16 protein-coding genes, 1 pseudogene and 1 riboswitch are annotated in these 15,361 nt (G+C 73.3%); of the genes and pseudogenes, 11 read left to right on the top strand and 6 right to left on the bottom strand.

Annotation, left to right across the window (positions count from 1 at the left end; all coding sequences use genetic code 11):
• Positions 1-20: 20 nt before the first annotated feature.
• The 4 genes from ACGFIZ_RS26310 (at position 21) to ACGFIZ_RS26295 (ending at position 2,290) form a co-directional block, all read left to right on the top strand.
• Positions 21-278 (top strand): BCCT family transporter, encoded by a 258-nt coding sequence (locus ACGFIZ_RS26310; protein WP_393423454.1) that lies wholly within the window; start codon positions 21-23, stop codon positions 276-278.
• Between the two features lie 125 nt (positions 279-403).
• Positions 404-925: a GNAT family N-acetyltransferase gene (locus ACGFIZ_RS26305; protein WP_393423452.1), complete on the top strand. Its 522-nt coding sequence runs from the start codon at positions 404-406 to the stop codon at positions 923-925.
• A gap of 358 nt (positions 926-1,283) precedes the next feature.
• On the top strand, positions 1,284-2,099 hold the full coding sequence (locus tag ACGFIZ_RS26300) for a helix-turn-helix transcriptional regulator (protein ID WP_393423450.1): 816 nt from the start codon (positions 1,284-1,286) through the stop codon (positions 2,097-2,099).
• The gene (locus tag ACGFIZ_RS26295; RefSeq protein WP_393423508.1) at positions 2,096-2,290 is read left to right on the top strand and encodes a DUF397 domain-containing protein; all 195 of its coding nucleotides are present in this window, start codon (positions 2,096-2,098) and stop codon (positions 2,288-2,290) included. The genes ACGFIZ_RS26300 and ACGFIZ_RS26295 overlap by 4 nt, the downstream gene beginning before the upstream one ends.
• A 108-nt stretch (positions 2,291-2,398) precedes the next feature.
• Here the strand turns inward: ACGFIZ_RS26295 and ACGFIZ_RS26290 are convergent, their stop codons facing one another.
• Entirely contained in the window at positions 2,399-2,632 is a 234-nt protein-coding gene (locus ACGFIZ_RS26290) for a hypothetical protein (protein WP_393423448.1), read from the bottom strand.
• 407 nt (positions 2,633-3,039) lie between these two features.
• Positions 3,040-3,116: riboswitch (S-adenosyl-L-homocysteine riboswitch) on the top strand.
• Positions 3,117-3,133: 17 nt separating this feature from the next.
• Here ACGFIZ_RS26290 and metH point away from each other — a divergent pair.
• Together metH and ACGFIZ_RS26280 are read left to right on the top strand one after the other, a co-directional pair.
• The gene (gene metH, locus ACGFIZ_RS26285; RefSeq protein ID WP_393423446.1) at positions 3,134-6,721 is read left to right on the top strand and encodes a methionine synthase; all 3,588 of its coding nucleotides are present in this window, start codon (positions 3,134-3,136) and stop codon (positions 6,719-6,721) included.
• A gap of 135 nt (positions 6,722-6,856) precedes the next feature.
• The gene (locus ACGFIZ_RS26280) at positions 6,857-8,155 is read left to right on the top strand and encodes an NAD(P)/FAD-dependent oxidoreductase (protein WP_393423444.1); all 1,299 of its coding nucleotides are present in this window, start codon (positions 6,857-6,859) and stop codon (positions 8,153-8,155) included.
• Between the two features lie 63 nt (positions 8,156-8,218).
• Here the strand turns inward: ACGFIZ_RS26280 and ACGFIZ_RS26275 are convergent, their stop codons facing one another.
• From ACGFIZ_RS26275 to ACGFIZ_RS26265, 3 genes and pseudogenes are all read right to left on the bottom strand, one after another.
• Entirely contained in the window at positions 8,219-9,352 is a 1,134-nt protein-coding gene (locus tag ACGFIZ_RS26275) for an AI-2E family transporter (RefSeq protein ID WP_393423442.1), read from the bottom strand.
• Between the two features lie 125 nt (positions 9,353-9,477).
• On the bottom strand, positions 9,478-10,287 hold the full coding sequence (locus ACGFIZ_RS26270) for a spermidine synthase (RefSeq protein WP_393423440.1): 810 nt from the start codon (positions 10,285-10,287) through the stop codon (positions 9,478-9,480).
• 53 nt (positions 10,288-10,340) lie between these two features.
• Positions 10,341-11,000, bottom strand: a pseudogene (locus tag ACGFIZ_RS26265) (DUF2267 domain-containing protein); the annotation flags it as partial.
• A 215-nt stretch (positions 11,001-11,215) separates the two neighbouring features.
• Here ACGFIZ_RS26265 and ACGFIZ_RS26260 point away from each other — a divergent pair.
• Positions 11,216-11,533 (top strand): hypothetical protein, encoded by a 318-nt coding sequence (locus ACGFIZ_RS26260; RefSeq protein ID WP_347668272.1) that lies wholly within the window; start codon positions 11,216-11,218, stop codon positions 11,531-11,533.
• Here the strand turns inward: ACGFIZ_RS26260 and ACGFIZ_RS26255 are convergent.
• A complete protein-coding gene (locus ACGFIZ_RS26255; protein ID WP_393423438.1) occupies positions 11,530-11,853 on the bottom strand; it encodes an STAS domain-containing protein in 324 nt (107 codons plus the stop codon). The genes ACGFIZ_RS26260 and ACGFIZ_RS26255 overlap by 4 nt on opposite strands.
• A 59-nt stretch (positions 11,854-11,912) precedes the next feature.
• On the opposite strand from ACGFIZ_RS26255, the gene ACGFIZ_RS26250 reads away from it, so the two are divergent.
• The 4 genes from ACGFIZ_RS26250 (at position 11,913) to ACGFIZ_RS26235 (ending at position 13,889) form a co-directional block, all read left to right on the top strand.
• Positions 11,913-12,365 (top strand): hypothetical protein, encoded by a 453-nt coding sequence (locus ACGFIZ_RS26250; RefSeq protein WP_393423436.1) that lies wholly within the window; start codon positions 11,913-11,915, stop codon positions 12,363-12,365.
• The gene (locus tag ACGFIZ_RS26245) at positions 12,362-12,709 is read left to right on the top strand and encodes an STAS domain-containing protein (protein WP_393423434.1); all 348 of its coding nucleotides are present in this window, start codon (positions 12,362-12,364) and stop codon (positions 12,707-12,709) included. The genes ACGFIZ_RS26250 and ACGFIZ_RS26245 overlap by 4 nt, the downstream gene beginning before the upstream one ends.
• 69 nt (positions 12,710-12,778) lie before the next feature.
• Positions 12,779-13,225 (top strand): response regulator, encoded by a 447-nt coding sequence (locus ACGFIZ_RS26240; protein WP_393423432.1) that lies wholly within the window; start codon positions 12,779-12,781, stop codon positions 13,223-13,225.
• 130 nt (positions 13,226-13,355) lie between these two features.
• Positions 13,356-13,889, top strand: coding sequence for an ATPase (locus ACGFIZ_RS26235; RefSeq protein WP_393423430.1), 534 nt, complete (start codon positions 13,356-13,358; stop codon positions 13,887-13,889).
• A 54-nt stretch (positions 13,890-13,943) separates the two neighbouring features.
• On the opposite strand, the gene ACGFIZ_RS26230 is transcribed toward ACGFIZ_RS26235, so the two are convergent.
• Positions 13,944-14,777 carry a hypothetical protein gene (locus ACGFIZ_RS26230; RefSeq protein ID WP_393423428.1) on the bottom strand — a complete coding sequence of 278 codons (834 nt, stop codon included), beginning with the start codon at positions 14,775-14,777 and terminating at the stop codon, positions 13,944-13,946.
• Positions 14,778-15,361 lie beyond the last annotated feature (584 nt).

The following is a 15,361-nucleotide window of genomic DNA, read 5'->3' as shown; positions in this document are numbered from 1 at the left end:
CGGGCGGCGGAAACCGTCAGGTGCTGAGTACCGATGCGGTGTGGGGCGTCCTGACCGGCCTGGTGGCCGCGGTGCTCCTGCTCGCCGGCGGGCTGTCCGCCCTGCAGTCGCTGACCATCCTCGCCGCGCTGCCGTTCCTGTTCGTGATGGTCGGCATGGTCGCCGGGCTGCTCCGGGAGCTGCGCCGGGAACCGCTCAGCGTGACGGCGGCCCCCGAGGTCCGCGCCCTGGCGGTCGCCGCCGGACTGCGGGGAGCGCGCAAGCGCGAGGCATCCTGACCCGCCACGTCGACGCGGGCCGTCCCGAACGTGTGGGCCGGCCCGCGTCGTCGCCGTTCGCGGGAGGTGTTTCACGATCACCGTTCGGCTGGACAGGGGCGCACCGCCACGGTCAGAGTGGCCCCGTGAGATACCTGCGTACGGCCGGTGCGGCGGCCATCCGTCGGCCCCGGCCCGTCGACGAGGCCGAGTTCGTCGCCGCCGCCCGGCGCAGCCACGACCTGCACCACCCGTGGCTGGCCGCCCCGGACACCGCCGAGGCGTACGCCGCGTACCTGCGCAAGATCCGTCGCCGGGACCACGCCGGCTACCTGATCTGCGACCGGGCCACGGGGGCGATCGCCGGGTACGCCAACATCAGCGGCATCCTGCTCGGTGCGCTGCGCGGCGGGTACCTCGGCTATGCCGCGTTCCTGCCGTACGGCGGCACGGGACACGCCTCGGCCGGCATCGGCCTGGTGGTCGAGCACGCGTTCACCGCCCTGGGCCTGCACCGGCTGGAGGCGAACATCCAGCCGGGCAACGAGCCGTCGCGGCGGGTGGCCCGCAAGCTCGGCTTCCGGCTGGAGGGCTACTCGCCGGACTACCTGTTCATCGACGGGGCGTGGCGGGACCACGAGCGCTGGGCGATCACCGCTCCGGCCTGATTGCCTAGTGCGGTGTTCCGCCTTCGCCGGTTTGCTGCGCGTCGATCATGGAGGTGTGGTGCCCGACAAAGTGGGGCGTTGACCGCTTTTGTGGCACCACAACTGCAAGATGGCAAGAGCGAGCCCGCACCGTTGTACCCCTGGCTCTCAGTCTCGGGCCCGGGTGACGGGGGAGACCGGGGCGGCCCTGGCGGAGTACGCCCCAGTTCTTCTCGGCGTGTAACGGGTTCGCATCCGTGACAGTCCGCTTAGGGCGCCGCTACTGTCGGAACGCGCGCGCGTGTCCGTGCAGGTCGGAAGGGCGGACGAGCGCTCCTGGAAGTCTCGCCGGCACGATCGAGCAGGAATTGGGGAAGTGATGGGGACCGCCAGCGACTACGTACTCAACGAGCTTCGGCTGCTCCGGGCGTCGCTCGGGTCGAGTCAGGAGGAGTTCGGCCGGACCATCGGGTACTCCGGCTCCCATGTCAGCTCCGTGGAGACGGGCGGGCGCCCGCCGACGAAGGAGTACATGGAGGCCGTCGACCGGGCGCACGACCCCGCGTATCAGCCGGGCGGGGAGGGCCGGTTCATGCGGATGCTGCGCGACCTGGGCAAGCTGGACGTGACGCCGACCTGGCTGCGCGAGTGGATCGAGCTGGAGCGCGACGGCACCCTGCTGCGCTGGTACGAGCCGGCATTCCTGCCGGGCCTGCTGCAGACCGAGGCGTACGCCCGCGCCACAATGGCGCACAGCCTGCTCCACCCTGAGGAGGTTGAGCAGCGGGCGGCGTCGCGGCTGGAGCGGCAGCAGATCCTGACCCGGGAATCTCCCATCCCGCTGGTCGCCGTGCTCGACGTCATGGTGCTGCGCCGGCCGATCAACGGGCGCCCCGGCGTGATGGCCGAGCAGCTCGAACACCTCGCCAAGCTGGCGGAACTGCCGCACGTCCAGATCCTTGTGGTCGCCGAGGACGCCGGGCTCTACCCTGGTTTGCAGGGAGCCTTCATCCTGGCCACGCTGAGCGACGGGGCGGTGGTGGCCCACCTCGACCACCAGGTCAAAGCGCAGGTGGTGGACGGGGTGGACGACCTTGCTACCCTCCAGCGGACGTGGGAAGTGGTCAGAGGTGAAGCCCTCTCGCGCAGGCAGTCACTCGAACTGATCAGGGAGGCGGCGCAGACATGGACGTGACCGGTGCCAGGTGGCACAAGTCGACCCGCTCGGGTTCTAACGGCGGCTCGTGTGTGGAGGTGGCCGACAACCTGCCCGGCGTCGTGCTCGTACGCGACACGAAGGACCGGGACGGCGGCACGCTCCACTTCGACCCGAAGACGTGGCAGGCGTTCGTCGACCTGGCCAAGCACATCGACCCCACCGCCTGATCCCCCCGGCGCGACGCCGCGCCCCGAACACCGCGCAACTTCAGGGAAGATGCCGCCTCGCGGCGCCCGGCAGGCAGCATCTTCCCTGAAGTTGTCGACGCGCCGGCGTCACCAGTTTGAGACGGTCGGTTCGCCGAGTTGGCCGAGGTCGGGGCCGAGGCTCGGCGTGGCTGCGGTCCGCATGGTTCCGCCGTCCCTGTCGAAGATCTTCAGCTTGGTGACCTGGCGGGGATCCACGCGCGTCGCGCCCACCCCGGCCTCCAGGCTCCCGCTGGCGATCGTCCGCCCCCGACCGTCGAGCAGCTCGACGCGGGCCGCCGACTCCGGGCCGGCGACCAGCACGGTTGACCGACGGCGGAAACTGTCGGCGGGTCCGGGCGGCCGATCCGCCCCATGTCGCCGACATGGCGGCGTCCGGAGGGCGCGGACACCCCTGTGTCGCCGACATCGAGTCGACGATTCGGGATCGGCCATTCTGGCGATTCCGGATGCGGGGGTTGATGACGATCTGCCGGACCCGCCGCCGGACCCGGGAAGGCGAGGGCCCGCCAGGGTGCTCCTGGCGGGTCCTCGCTGCCTGTTCGGCGGGGTCGAGAGTCGGAGGCGCGGCCCGAAACGGATCCACGCCCGGAGCGCGGAAGGCCCGGTGCGACGGACCGGCGGTGTGCGCACCGGCAGGTGAACGTACCGGCGTCCCGAGGAATCGGAATCCCACGATCTTCCCGTACCCCTCGGGTAAGATCAGGGGCCGAGTCGAGAGGCGCTGCAACGGGCGTCCCCGCCCGCCACGCTCGGCTCACCTTCACGACAAGGGCGCCTCCGGTGGATACGGAGGCGGTTGGCATGGATGGTTCACGCAGCCGGAGCGACGTGGTCGCGGCCCTGCGACGCGCGATGGCCGAGCGGGTCATGGTCCTCGACGGCGCGTGGGGCACGATGTTGCAGCGCGCCGGGCTGGCTCCGGCCGACTATCGCGGCGCCGTGGTCGACGAGGGGCACCCGTGCGACGTGACGGGTGACCCGGACCTGCTGAACCTGACCCGGCCGGACCTGATCCTGGACCTGCACCGGCGGTACGTGTCGGCCGGCGCCGACGTGATCACCACCAACACGTTCACCGCGACCAGCATCGGGCAGGCCGACTACGGCCTGGAGCACCTGGTCCGCGAGATGAACCTGCGCGGCGCGCGGCTCGCGCGGCAGGTGGCGGACGAGGCCGGCGGCCGGTTCGTGGCGGGCTCGGTCGGCCCGCTGAACGTCACCCTGTCGCTGTCGCCCCGGGTCGACGACCCGGCGTATCGGGCGGTCACCTTCGACCAGGTCAAGGACGCCTACGGCGAACAGATGACGGCGCTGGCCGAGGGGGGCGTCGACCTGCTCATGATCGAGACCGCCTTCGACACGCTCAACGTGAAGGCGGCGATCGCCGCGGCCCGCGAGGTGGCCCCCGACCTGCCGCTGTGGATCTCGGTCACCATCGTCGACCTCAGCGGCCGGACCCTGTCGGGCCAGACCGTCGAAGCATTCTGGACCTCGGTCGAGCGGGCCGAGCCCCTGATCGTCGGCCTCAACTGCTCGCTCGGCGCGGCCGAGATCCGCCCGTACGTCGCCGACCTGGCCCGGCTCGCCGGCGCCTACGTGGCCTGCCACCCGAACGCCGGCCTGCCGAACGCGTTCGGCGGGTACGACCAGACACCCGACGAGACGGCTCGGCTGATCGGCGAGTTCGCCACCGCCGGCCTGGTCAACGTCGTCGGCGGCTGCTGCGGCACCACGCCCGAGCACATCGCGCGGATCGCCACCGCCGTGCGGGACGTCGCCCCGCGGGCCGTGGCCGTCCCGCCGGCCACGACCCGGTTCAGCGGCCTGGAGCCGTTCGAGATCGGCCCGGACACCGGCTTCGTGATGATCGGTGAGCGGACCAACGTCACCGGCTCGGCGAGGTTCCGGCGGCTGATCGAGGCGGACGACTTCCAGGGCGCGGTCGACGTCGCCCTCGACCAGGTCCGCGGCGGCGCCAACATCCTCGACGTCAACATGGACGCCGACCTGCTCGACAGTGAGCGGGCGATGACCACGTTCCTCAACCTGATCGCGACCGAGCCGGAGATCGCCAAGGTCCCGATCATGATCGACAGCTCGAACTGGCGCGTGCTCGAGGCCGGGCTGAAGTGCGTGCAGGGCAAGGGCGTGGTCAACTCGATCAGCCTCAAGGAGGGCGAGGAGGAGTTCCTCGCCCAGGCCCGGCGGATCCGCGGCTTCGGCGCCGGCGTCGTCGTGATGGCCTTCGACGAGCAGGGGCAGGCCGACAGCACGCGGCGCAAGGTGGAGATCTGCGCCCGCGCGTACGACCTCCTGGTCGGCCGGGCCGGCTTCGCGCCCGAGGACATCGTGTTCGACCCGAACGTGCTCGCCGTCGCCACCGGCATCCCGGAACACAACGGGTACGCGAAGGCGTTCATCGACGCCCTGCCGCTGATCAAGCAGCGCTGCCCGGGCGCCCGGACCAGCGGCGGCATCTCGAACCTGTCGTTCTCCTTCCGGGGCAACGACGTGGTACGCGAGGCGATGCACTCGGCGTTCCTGCTGCACGCGGTGCGCGCCGGGCTGGACATGGGGATCGTGAACGCCGGCCAGCTCGCGGTCTACGAGGACATCCCCGCCGACCTGCTGGAACTCGTCGAGGACGTGCTGTTCGACCGGCGCCCGGACGCGACCGAACGGCTGGTGTCCTTCGCGTCCACGGTCACGGGAACCGGCACCAGGCGGACCGCCGACCTGTCCTGGCGCGCGGGCTCCGTCCGTGAACGCCTCTCGTACGCGCTGGTCCACGGTGTCGTCGACTTCGTCGAGGAGGACACGGAGCAGGCGCGGCAACTGCTCGGGCGCCCGCTCGACGTGATCGAGGGTCCGCTCATGGACGGCATGAAGGTCGTCGGCGAGCTGTTCGGCGCCGGCAAGATGTTCCTGCCGCAGGTGGTCAAGAGCGCCCGCGTGATGAAACGCGCCGTCGCCTACCTCGAGCCGTACATGGACAAGGAGAAGAGCACCGGACACAGCCGGGGCAAGGTCGTGCTCGCCACCGTCAAGGGCGACGTCCACGACATCGGCAAGAACATCGTCGGCGTGGTGCTGGGCTGCAACGCCTACGAGGTCATCGACCTCGGCGTGATGGTGCCGGCGGCGAAGATCCTGGACACCGCGGTCGCCGAGGGCGCCGACATCGTCGGCCTGTCCGGGCTGATCACGCCGTCGCTGGACGAGATGGTGACGGTCGCCGCCGACATGCGCCGGCGCGGTCTGCGCCTCCCGCTGCTGATCGGCGGGGCGACGACCTCGAAGCAGCACACCGCGGTGCGGATCGCGCCCGCCTACGACGGCCCGACCGTGCACGTCCTGGACGCGTCCCTGGTCGTCGGGGTGGTGTCCGACCTGCTCGACGCCGAGCGGGCCAGCAAGCTGGACGCCGCCAACCGGGCGGAGCAGGAGCGCCTGCGCGAGCAGCACCTGACCCGCCGCGGCCTGGGGCTGCTGAGCCTCGAGCAGGCCCGCGCCAACCGCGAGCGGGTCGACTTCGCCGACCTGCCGACCCCCGCGTTCACGGGCGTACGCGCCGTGGAGCTGCCGGTCGGCGAGCTGCGCCCGCTGATCGACTGGCAGTTCCTGTTCCTGGCCTGGGGGTTGAAGGGCAAGTTCCCGCGGATCCTCGACCAGCCGGCGGCCCGGGAGCTGTACGACGACGCCAACGCCCTGCTCGACGTCATCGAGGCCGAGGGCGCGTTCGAGGCCCGCGGCGGGTACGGCTTCTGGCCCGCGTACGCCGAGGGCGACGACATCGTGGTCGACGGGGTCCGGTTCCCGATGCTGCGGCAGCAGACCGGCAAGCCGGAGGGGCGGGCCAACCGCTGCCTGGCCGACTACGTGGCCGGGGCCGGGGACCACCTCGGGGGCTTCGCGGTCGCCGTCCACGGCGCCGACGCCCTGGCCGCGCGGTACGAGGCCGAGCACGACGACTATCGGTCGATCATGGTCAAGGCGCTGGCCGACCGGCTCGCCGAGGCGTTCGCCGAGTACGTCCACCTGCGGGCGCGCCGCGAGTGGTTCGAGCCCGACGCCGACCCGAAGGTCGAGGACCTGCACGCCGAGCGCTTCCGGGGCATCCGGCCCGCGTTCGGCTACCCGGCCTGCCCGGACCACACGCTGAAGCGCGAGCTGTTCGACCTGCTCGACGCCGGGTCGCGGGGGATCGGCCTGACCGCGTCGTACGCCATGACCCCGGCCGCCAGCGTCAGCGGCATGATCTTCGCCCATCCCGCGTCCCGGTACTTCACCGTCGGCCGCATCGGCAGGGATCAACTCGAGGAGTACGCCGTCCGGCGCGGCTGCGCGGTGGCCGAGGCGGAGAGGTGGCTGCGACCCAACCTCGCCTGACTGCATCCGCGCGGGCGCTGTGGTGTGCTCCCATCCGGGCATCGTCGCCCCGGAACACCCCCGTTGTCTATATTGCCGTTCTTGAATTCCCGGCTTGAGTGTTTGCCCGTCCGGCCGGGGGGAACCGCAGCGGACATGACGAAACCTCGTGTGGTGATCGTGGGAGCCGGGTTCGCCGGTTACCACGCGGCGAAGACGTTGAGCCGGATCGCCCGGGACCGGGCCGAGATCGTGCTGCTGAATTCGACCGACTACTTCCTCTACCTGCCGCTGCTGCCCGAGGTGGCCGCCGGGGTGGTCGAGCCCGGCCGGATCTCCGTGCCGCTCAGCGGCACCCTGAACGGCGTCCGGGTCGTCGTCGGCGAGGCCGACCGGGTGGACCTGCAGAACCGCTGGGTGGGCTACACCAATCCCGAGGGCGACACCGGCAAGCTCGCGTACGACCGGCTCGTGCTCTCCGTCGGCAGCGTCAACAAGCTGCTGCCCATCCCCGGCGTCACCGAGTACGCCCACGGGTTCCGCGGCCTGCCGGAGGCGCTCTACGTGCACGACCACGTGGTCCGCCAGATCGAGCTGGCCGAGCTGGCCGAGGACCCGGCGGAGCGGCGGGCGCGCGCCACGTTCGTCGTGGTCGGCGCCGGCTACACGGGCACCGAGGTGGCCGCGCACGGCCAACTCTTCACCGACCGGCTGGTCGCCCAGCGCCCGCACCTCGACGTCCGGCCCCGCTGGATGCTGCTCGACGTGGCCCCGAGGGTGCTGCCCGAGATGGACCAGCGGATGTCGGACACGGCCGACCGGGTGCTGCGCCGGCGCGGCGTCGACGTCCGGATGGGCACGTCGGTGGCCGAGGCCACCCCGGACGGGGTCAAGCTGTCCGACGGGGAGTACGTGCCGACGTGCACGCTGGTCTGGTGCGTCGGCGTGCGTCCCGACCCGTTCGTCGCCGAGCTGGGCCTGCGCACCGAGAAGGGCCGCCTGACGGTCGACGAGTACCTGACCGTCCCCGGCTATCCCGAGGTGTACGCCTGCGGCGACGCCGCAGCGGTGCCCGACCCCAACAACCCCGGCAGGATCTGCGCGATGACCGCGCAGCACGCCCAGCGCCAGGGCAAGCTGGCCGCCCACAACATCGCCGCCTCGTACGGGCAGGGCCGGCGCCGGCCGTACCGGCACCGCGAGCTGGGCTGGGTGGTCGACCTCGGCGGCAAGGACGCGGCCGCGAACCCGCTGAAGGTGTCCATGTCCGGGCTGCCCGCCAAGGCCGTCACCCGCGGCTACCACCTGCTGGCCATGCCGTCGAACCGGGCCCGGGTCGGCGCGGACTGGCTGCTCGACGCCACCCTGTCCCGTCCGGCCGTGCAGCTCGGCCTGATACCCGCGAACGCCGTGCCGCTGGAGAGCACGTCGCCGGAGGTGGCCCGCCGGGGCTGACGGCCACCGCTCGCCGGGGCTGACGGGCGAGCCCCCGGCGAGCCGTCGGACGGCGCACGGTCGTCAGCGTGACTCCGGCCGGCGCCTCCTCTTGCCGAACGGCAGACGATCACGAAAGGGGGTGCGCCCGCCGGGACCCTCCGGCACCGCCGGTGGCGTGGGCCGGCGCTCGGGCGGGAGGAACTCGCGGAGCAGCACCTGGGCGATGCCCGCGGCGGGGACGGCCAGCAGCGCGCCGAGCAGACCGGCCAGTTCGGCCGCCAGCAGGATGCTCAGCACGACGCTCAACGGGCTGAGCCGGACCGCGCGGGAGATCACCACCGGTGCCAGCAGGTGGTTCTCCACCTGCTGGTAGACCACGAAGAAGACCAGCACGACGATCCCGGCGGTGGGGGAGTGCAGGAAGGCCGCCGCCGCCGCGATGACCGCGCCGAGGGTCGCCCCGACCAGCGGGATCAGGTCGGTGAGGGCCACCAGCAGCGCGATCACCCCGGCGAACGGCACCCCGGTCAGGGTCAGCACGACGAAGGTCAGCACGCCGACGATCAGGCTGATGAGCAGGTTCCCGCCGAGATAGCCGGTCACCACCCGGGACACGCCCCGGCCGATCCGCCGCATCCGCTCGTCGTGCTCGTCGCCGACCATGCGCAGCAGCCCGGAGGTGATCCGGGGAGCCTGCAACACCATCAGGTACGACACCACGATCACGGTGGCGATGCCGGCGCCGGTTTCCACCGCGCTGCGCAGGAACCCGTACGCGGGCCCCCCGAGTCGCCCACCGAGCTGGCTCAGATGGTCGGAGTGGCTGACCACGAACTGGCGCAGCCGCAGCCGGTTCAGCAGCTCGCCGGCCGGCCCCCGGCCCTCCCGGGCCTCCCGCAGCAGCTCCGGCGCCCGGTCGGCGAACCGGGTCACCTCGCCCACCAGCGGCAGGACGATCCCCGCGAGCAACGCCCCCAGCACGACGAACACGACGACGAACACCAGCAGGGTGGCCAGCGCGCGCCGCCGCACCAGGCGGCGCTGGACCGCGTCGACCAGCGGCTTCAGCGCGACCGCCAAGAACGCCGCGACGACGACCCAGGTCAGTACGCGCCGCGTGGCCCAGACCAGCGCGAGCACCACCACGGTCGCCAGCACCACCCCGATGACGACCGCGGTCCGGCGGGCGGTTGTCCGGTCGTCGCCGTTTCTCATCCGGCGCGGCTACCCGGCGGACGCCACCGGAAACCCCTCTCATCCGGCGCGGCTACCCGGCCGGCGCCGCCGGAAACCCCGTTGGCCGCCCACGCGCCGTCCGCGCCCCTGACGTGCCACGGGTGTCAGGGAAGGGTGCCCCCTGCCGCCCCGACGCCGAGGGAGGCGTCGGTCCCCGGCCGGGCACCGGCGACGAACTCGTCGAGGGCCGGCCCGTGCAGCACCCGGCCGGGGACCGGGTCGCGGGCCACCCGCGCGGCCAGCCGGCCGACCGGCAACCGGCCCGCCCGCCGGGCGGCGACGAGCACCACGTTGCCGTAGCGGCGCCCGCGCAGCATCCGCCGGTCGGCGACCACGCAGACGTCGGCGAAGACGGCGCGCAGGGTGGCCACCCGGGCGCGGGTGAACACCAGCGGCGGCAGGTCCGTGACGTTGACCAGGAGGATGCCGTCCGGGCGCAGCACCCGGGCCGCCTCGGCGGCGAACTCGACGCTGGCCACGTGCCCCGGCATCCGGGCCGCCCGGTAGACGTCGGCGAGCACCAGGTCGTACCGGGCGGGCGGGGCGGCGGCGACCGCGTCCCGCGCGTCGGCGACCTCGACGCGTACCCCCGGTGGCGGCGGGGGCAGGTCGCGGCGGACCAGCTCGACCACGCCCGCGTCCCGCTCCACCACGAGCTGCGCCGAGCCGGGCCGGGTCGCCCCGACGTAGCGGGGCAGGGTCAGCGCGCCCCCGCCGAGGTGCAGCGCGTCCATCGGCGCGCCGGGCGGCGTGGCGAGGTCCACCACGTCGGCCATCCGGCGGACGTACTCGAAGTGCAGGTGTCGGGGGTCGGCCACGTCGACGTACGACTGGGCGACCCCGTCGGCGAGCAGCGTGCGCCCGCTCGGCCGGCCCGGGTCGACCACGATCTCCACCCCGCCGCTGCTGTCCACCCCGGCACGCTACCCAGGGGCCCGGCGCGTGCCGCGCCGGGCCGGGCCGCTCAGCCGCCGGGCGGGGTGGCGAGCAGGTCGCGCAACCCGTCGGGTACGCGCAGCGAGGCGATCAGCTCGCCGTCGCGGTCGGCCAGCGCGGCGAGGGTGGCCGCCGCCTGGTACCGGGCCTGCTCCGGGGTACGGCCGCAGAGCCGGGCCACCTCGGCGAGGAAGCCGGGCAGGTCCTGGTGGCGTTGGACGCCGTCGGCCGGAACCACGTCGTGCAGACTGAACGGTACGGCCGCCAGCAGCCGCTGCCGTTCGGCCTGGTCCAGCGCCCAGGCCAGGGTGAGCACCGTGGCCTCGGCCGCCACCTTCGCGGTCGGGAAGTCGACCCCGGCGCGCCGGCCGACGTCGTCGACCAGCCCCCGGTAGCCCATGTCCGCCGTGCCCGGCGCGCCGCCGACCGAGCGGCCCGGGCGCGGCTGGGCCGGGCCGGACCGCAGCACCGACGGCGTGGGAGGCGGCGGCGGCTTCGGCCCGCCCTCGACGGTGGCCGGCTTGTGTCGCCCGGCCGGCGGCGGGCCCGCCCGCTTGCCCTGGTCCAGGTGGGCGAGCTGTTTGGTGGCGCTCAGCGAGGCGCCGGTCTCGCTGGCCCGCAGGCCGCGTTCGCGCGCCTGTCGAGCCAGGGTCCGACGGCGCTGGTTGTCGCCCTCCATCTGCTTGCGCATGGCACACCTCTGCTTCCCTCTTCGATCCGCTGTCTCGCCCGTCGCCTTCCCGCCGCCGCCCGGGCCGAAACGGGCGCCGGCGCGGCCGGCGCGGGTCCGGCGGACCGGACCGGACCGGAGAGTCATCCGGCCGGGGTGAGGGGCGCTCACCCGACCCCGCCCCACGATCGGGCTGGACCGGAAGACTTCCGACGCACGCGGAAGGGAAGGTCGTCATGAAGAGGATCGTCGAGATCGTTCCCGCCCGACCCGGCTGGTACGCCCGCTGGCGGCTCGCGCCCGACGCGACCCGGTGCTACCCGGTGAGCCTGTGGGCCCTGATGGAGGAAGCCGACGGCACCGGCCGCGAGGTGGTCGGAATGGACTGCATCGGGCAGTGGCCGGGGGCGGACGACAACGAGGCGGGTGGGGAGTTCGTCCGTTACCTGTTCCAGACGCCCGACTCCGGACCGCCGGACGACGCGGAACCCCCGCCGGGCGCGGGCGAGCTGCGCGGCGCCGGACCGCGCCTGCAGCCGGTGACCGCCACCTAGGCCATCCTCGCCGGCCCCCGGCCCCTGGTCACGCCGGTCATGTCGAGGATGGTGTCCAGGAACCGCGGGGTCGAGCGCAGGCGGATGCTGGTGCCGCTCTGCTGCCCCTCGCGCCACGCGTTGACGATCACCGACAGCCCGGTGCTGTCGATGAACTGAAGCTCGGCGAAGTCGAGCACGAGCGTCGGCGGTTGCTCGGCGAGCCGCCGGTCCACCTCGTGGCGCAGCGGCGCGGCGGTGGTGAAGGCCAGGTCGCCACCGATCCGGATCACGGGCGCGCCCGGCTCGGCCAGGTCGACGGCCATGGTCAGCGGCGTCACCTCGGGCTTCCTCCCATGAGGTACCACTGGGCCCCCGCGCAGGCGGAGGTCGGCCGGCGGTGGGCGCGCACCTGGCCGACGACGAGTACGCCAGCCTCGCGAAGCGGCGCGGGGAGCTGATCGACAGCGCGCTGGCCGACCTGCGCGCCCGGGTCCCCGCGGTGCGCGGGTACACGCCGGCGCAGCTCGACACCACGGTCGGCGATCTCGGCTATCTCATCGACTTCCTCGCCGCGGGCGTCTACGTCGACGACGCCTCGCTGTTCACCGAGTTCGTCGACTGGCTGGCGGCATCCTGGCCAGCCGGCGGGTGCCCCCGTCGGCGGTGGCGCTCACCCTGGAGCACTACGGACGTGAGCTGCGGGACTTCCCGTGCGCGGCCGGGTTCTGGCCGAGGGACGCGCGGCGCTCGGTGGGCCGCACGGGCACCCCGACCCGGTGACCGTGCGTCCTGTCTATACTTGCTCCACTGCAAGCGTCTGCCTGCGGTGGAGCGGGAGGGACCACGGTGACGTTCACCGTCACGTACGCGCAACGGGACGGCGTCGGGGCATGCCTACACCTGGCCGGCGAGCTCGACATGAGCAGCGCCCCCGAGTTGAACGACGCGATCGACCGGCTCGCCGCCGAGGGGGAGCGCCACCTGCTGGTGGACCTGAGCGCGTTGACCTTCTGCGACTCGACCGGGATCGCCGCGTTCGTCCGGGGCGACAACCGGGCGGCGGCGAGGGGCGGCTGGCTGCGGGTCACCGGCGCCACCGGGCGGGTGGAGCGGGTGCTGCGGATCACCGGTCTCGCCGAGGTGCTGGGCTACGAGCCCGACGCCGGCCACCCGCCGCCGCAGACCGCCCCCTGATCGGTTAGATTCCCGCCAGCGGGTGACCGGCAGGTCCCCGTCCGCCCCGATCCGAGGCAGGTAGCTCCCATGGGTGAAGGCACCCCCGGACCCGTTCGCATCCTCGTGGTGGACGACGATCCCGGCGACGTCCTCATGATCGAGGAGGCCCTCGCGGACTCCGACATCGACAAGGTCATCGACGTGGTCGGCGACGGGCAGGAGGCGATGGAGTTCCTGCACCGCCGGGGCCGGCACACCGACGCCCAGCGCCCGGACGTGATCCTGCTCGACCTGAACATGCCCCGGATGGACGGCCGGCAGGTGCTCGGCGAGGTCAAGCAGGACGAGGACCTGCGCACCATCCCGATCGTGGTGCTCACCACCTCCAACGCCGACACCGACGTGGTGGGCAGCTACACGCTCCAGGCCAACGCGTACGTGACCAAGCCGATCGACCTGGACGACTTCAACGACGTGGTGCGCCGGATCGACGAGTTCTTCGGCCGCGTCGTGGTGTTGCCCAAGCGGGCCTGACCCGCCCCGTGGGCCGCGGCGCCCCCGCCGCGCGGATGCTGAACATTTTTCCCGAACCCCCTCGGCGGTCGCCGGCACGGTCGAGGATCGGCGTGGGGAAGGAAACATCGGCTGCCTGGGGGGCGACAGTATGAGGTTCTCCGTCGTTGAGTTCGGCTACGACCGGGGGCAGGTCGACTCCTGCCTCGACGAGCTGGGAGTCCGGTTGACGAGACTCGCGGCGCGGGCGGAGAGCCTCGCGGGGGCCGGTCGGGAGTGGGACCAGATCCGGCACGAGGCGACCCGCCTCTGCGATGTCGTCGAGCGTCGCCGCGGCGCGGGTGAGCGGGCCGAACTGGGCGAGATCGAGCGGGAGGCCGCCGAGATCCTGGCCCAGGCCCGGTTCGAGCTCGACGCGGCCCGTGAGGAGGCTCGGCAGGTCCGCGAGCGGGTGTACGCCGAGGCGGTGCAGGCCCGCCGGGAGTTCGAGGCAGCCCTCGCGGCCCGCCGCCGGCGGGAGGACCGGGCGGACGAGATCCTGACCGGGTTGGCCGGGGCGCCGGTGCCCGTCGACACCCCGACCGCCGCGGCGGCCGTGCCGCCCGCCGGGGTGCCGACGACCCGGGCCGCGGCGAGTGGCGCCGGGGTCGAGCCGCCGAGCGAGCGCGGCACCCGGGTCGCCTGAGCCGGCGGAACGGGATCAGCCCGCTGGCGCCGGAGGCTGAGCCGGTGCGACGGATCAGGTCAGTGCCTCGACCACCGTGGTGGCCCGGTCCTCGTGCTGGGCGTAGGCGTCCGGGAACGCCGAGATCTGCACCGCCTGGGCCGCCGCGGTGACGCTCATGTCCTGCCAGCCGGGAACCTCCAGCAGCGCCTCGTAGAACGCCCGCGCGGCGTACGCCGGGCGCATCAGGTCGCGGACGGTGCCCCAACCGCTGCTCGGCCGCTGCTGGAACAGCCCGACGGAGTCGTGATCCCAGCCGATGGCCTGGTGCGGGTAGTTCTGCGACTCGGGCAGCACGCCGCTGGCGTAGTTGAGCAGGGTGCTCTCCTGCATCGCCGTGGCGACCGCCACCACGAGGCCGCGGCGGGGCACCTTCATGCTCACGCCGACGTCCACGATGATCTTGGCGTTGTCCATCTGTCGCTGGTTCAGCCCCGCCACCGGCTTCGGCCGGCTCGGCTTGGGCCTGGGCTTCGGCTTCTGGGTGGCGCTGGGCGTCGCCGTCGGACTGGGCGAGACGGTGACCGGGACGGCGGGAGAGCGGTCGAGGGAACGGGAGGCGCGCTGCTCGGCCTCGGCGGCGACCGCGGCCCGGTCGGCCAGGGCCTCACGCATCGGCTCCCGGTGCTGGTCGGCCTGCCGGGTGCCGGCGAACACGGCGACGCCGAGGCAGCAGGTCACACCGGTGGCCAGGGCCGCTCGTACCGGGGTGGACGCCAGCACCCCGCCGCGACGGGGCGGGTCGGCGCGGTGCCGCCCGACCCGCCGTACGGCGGAGGTGGCATCGGCCGAACGGTCATCCGATGTCGTTCCGGTCTGCTTCTGCTTGGCGGAGTCGTCGGGGCGCACCCGGCGAGGCTAGACAACCCGCGGCAGCCTGTGGCCTGGGCGCTTGGTGGCATGCGCCACAATTTGCGGGATTCTGCCCGGCCATTCCCGGTCCCGGGGCATCATCCGCGTCTTTTGTTCATATCGCGTATTACGGATTAATCGCGGTTTGCCGCCTCCTGTCGGTCTAAACCGCCGCCATCCCGGGCTCGACGCCCAGTCATGATCAATTGGGCCGTACAGGTGATGATCAAATGACTGATCGGTGGATGCGTCGTGGGCCGCCTTCTGGTGGTAGCACCACCCGCTCGGCGCGGACTCGTTCCGCGCCCTGCCGCGAGGCGGTCCCCGGCGGGCCGCGAGGCGGTCGGCGCCCTGCCGCGAGGCGGTCCGCGCCCTGCCGCGAGGCGGTCGGCGCCCTGCCGCGAGGCGGTCGGCGCCCTGCCGCGAGGCGGTCCGCGCCCTGCCGCGAGGCGGTCGGCGCCCTGCCGCGAGGCGGTCCCCGGCGGGCCGCGAGGCGGTCCCCGGCGGGCCGCGAGGCGGTCCCCGGCGGGCCGCGAGGCGGTCCCCGGCGGGCCGCGAGGCGGTCCCCGGCGGGCCGCGAG

This window comes from Micromonospora sp. NPDC048830 (assembly GCF_043198215.1).
Lineage (GTDB): Bacteria > Actinomycetota > Actinomycetes > Mycobacteriales > Micromonosporaceae > Micromonospora.
Note: the sequence above shows the minus strand (reverse complement) of the source record. Positions and strands in the feature narration are given on the sequence as shown.

Coding starts and splice junctions, on each gene's coding strand:
- ACGFIZ_RS26300 (WP_393423450.1), top strand. CDS start 1,284: ATGGGGACCGCCAGCGACTACGTACTCAACGAGCTTCGGCTGCTCCGG.
- metH (WP_393423446.1), top strand. CDS start 3,134: ATGGATGGTTCACGCAGCCGGAGCGACGTGGTCGCGGCCCTGCGACGC.
- ACGFIZ_RS26280 (WP_393423444.1), top strand. CDS start 6,857: ATGACGAAACCTCGTGTGGTGATCGTGGGAGCCGGGTTCGCCGGTTAC.
- ACGFIZ_RS26275 (WP_393423442.1), bottom strand. CDS start 9,352: ATGAGAAACGGCGACGACCGGACAACCGCCCGCCGGACCGCGGTCGTC.
- ACGFIZ_RS26260 (WP_347668272.1), top strand. CDS start 11,216: ATGAAGAGGATCGTCGAGATCGTTCCCGCCCGACCCGGCTGGTACGCC.
- ACGFIZ_RS26240 (WP_393423432.1), top strand. CDS start 12,779: ATGGGTGAAGGCACCCCCGGACCCGTTCGCATCCTCGTGGTGGACGAC.
- ACGFIZ_RS26235 (WP_393423430.1), top strand. CDS start 13,356: ATGAGGTTCTCCGTCGTTGAGTTCGGCTACGACCGGGGGCAGGTCGAC.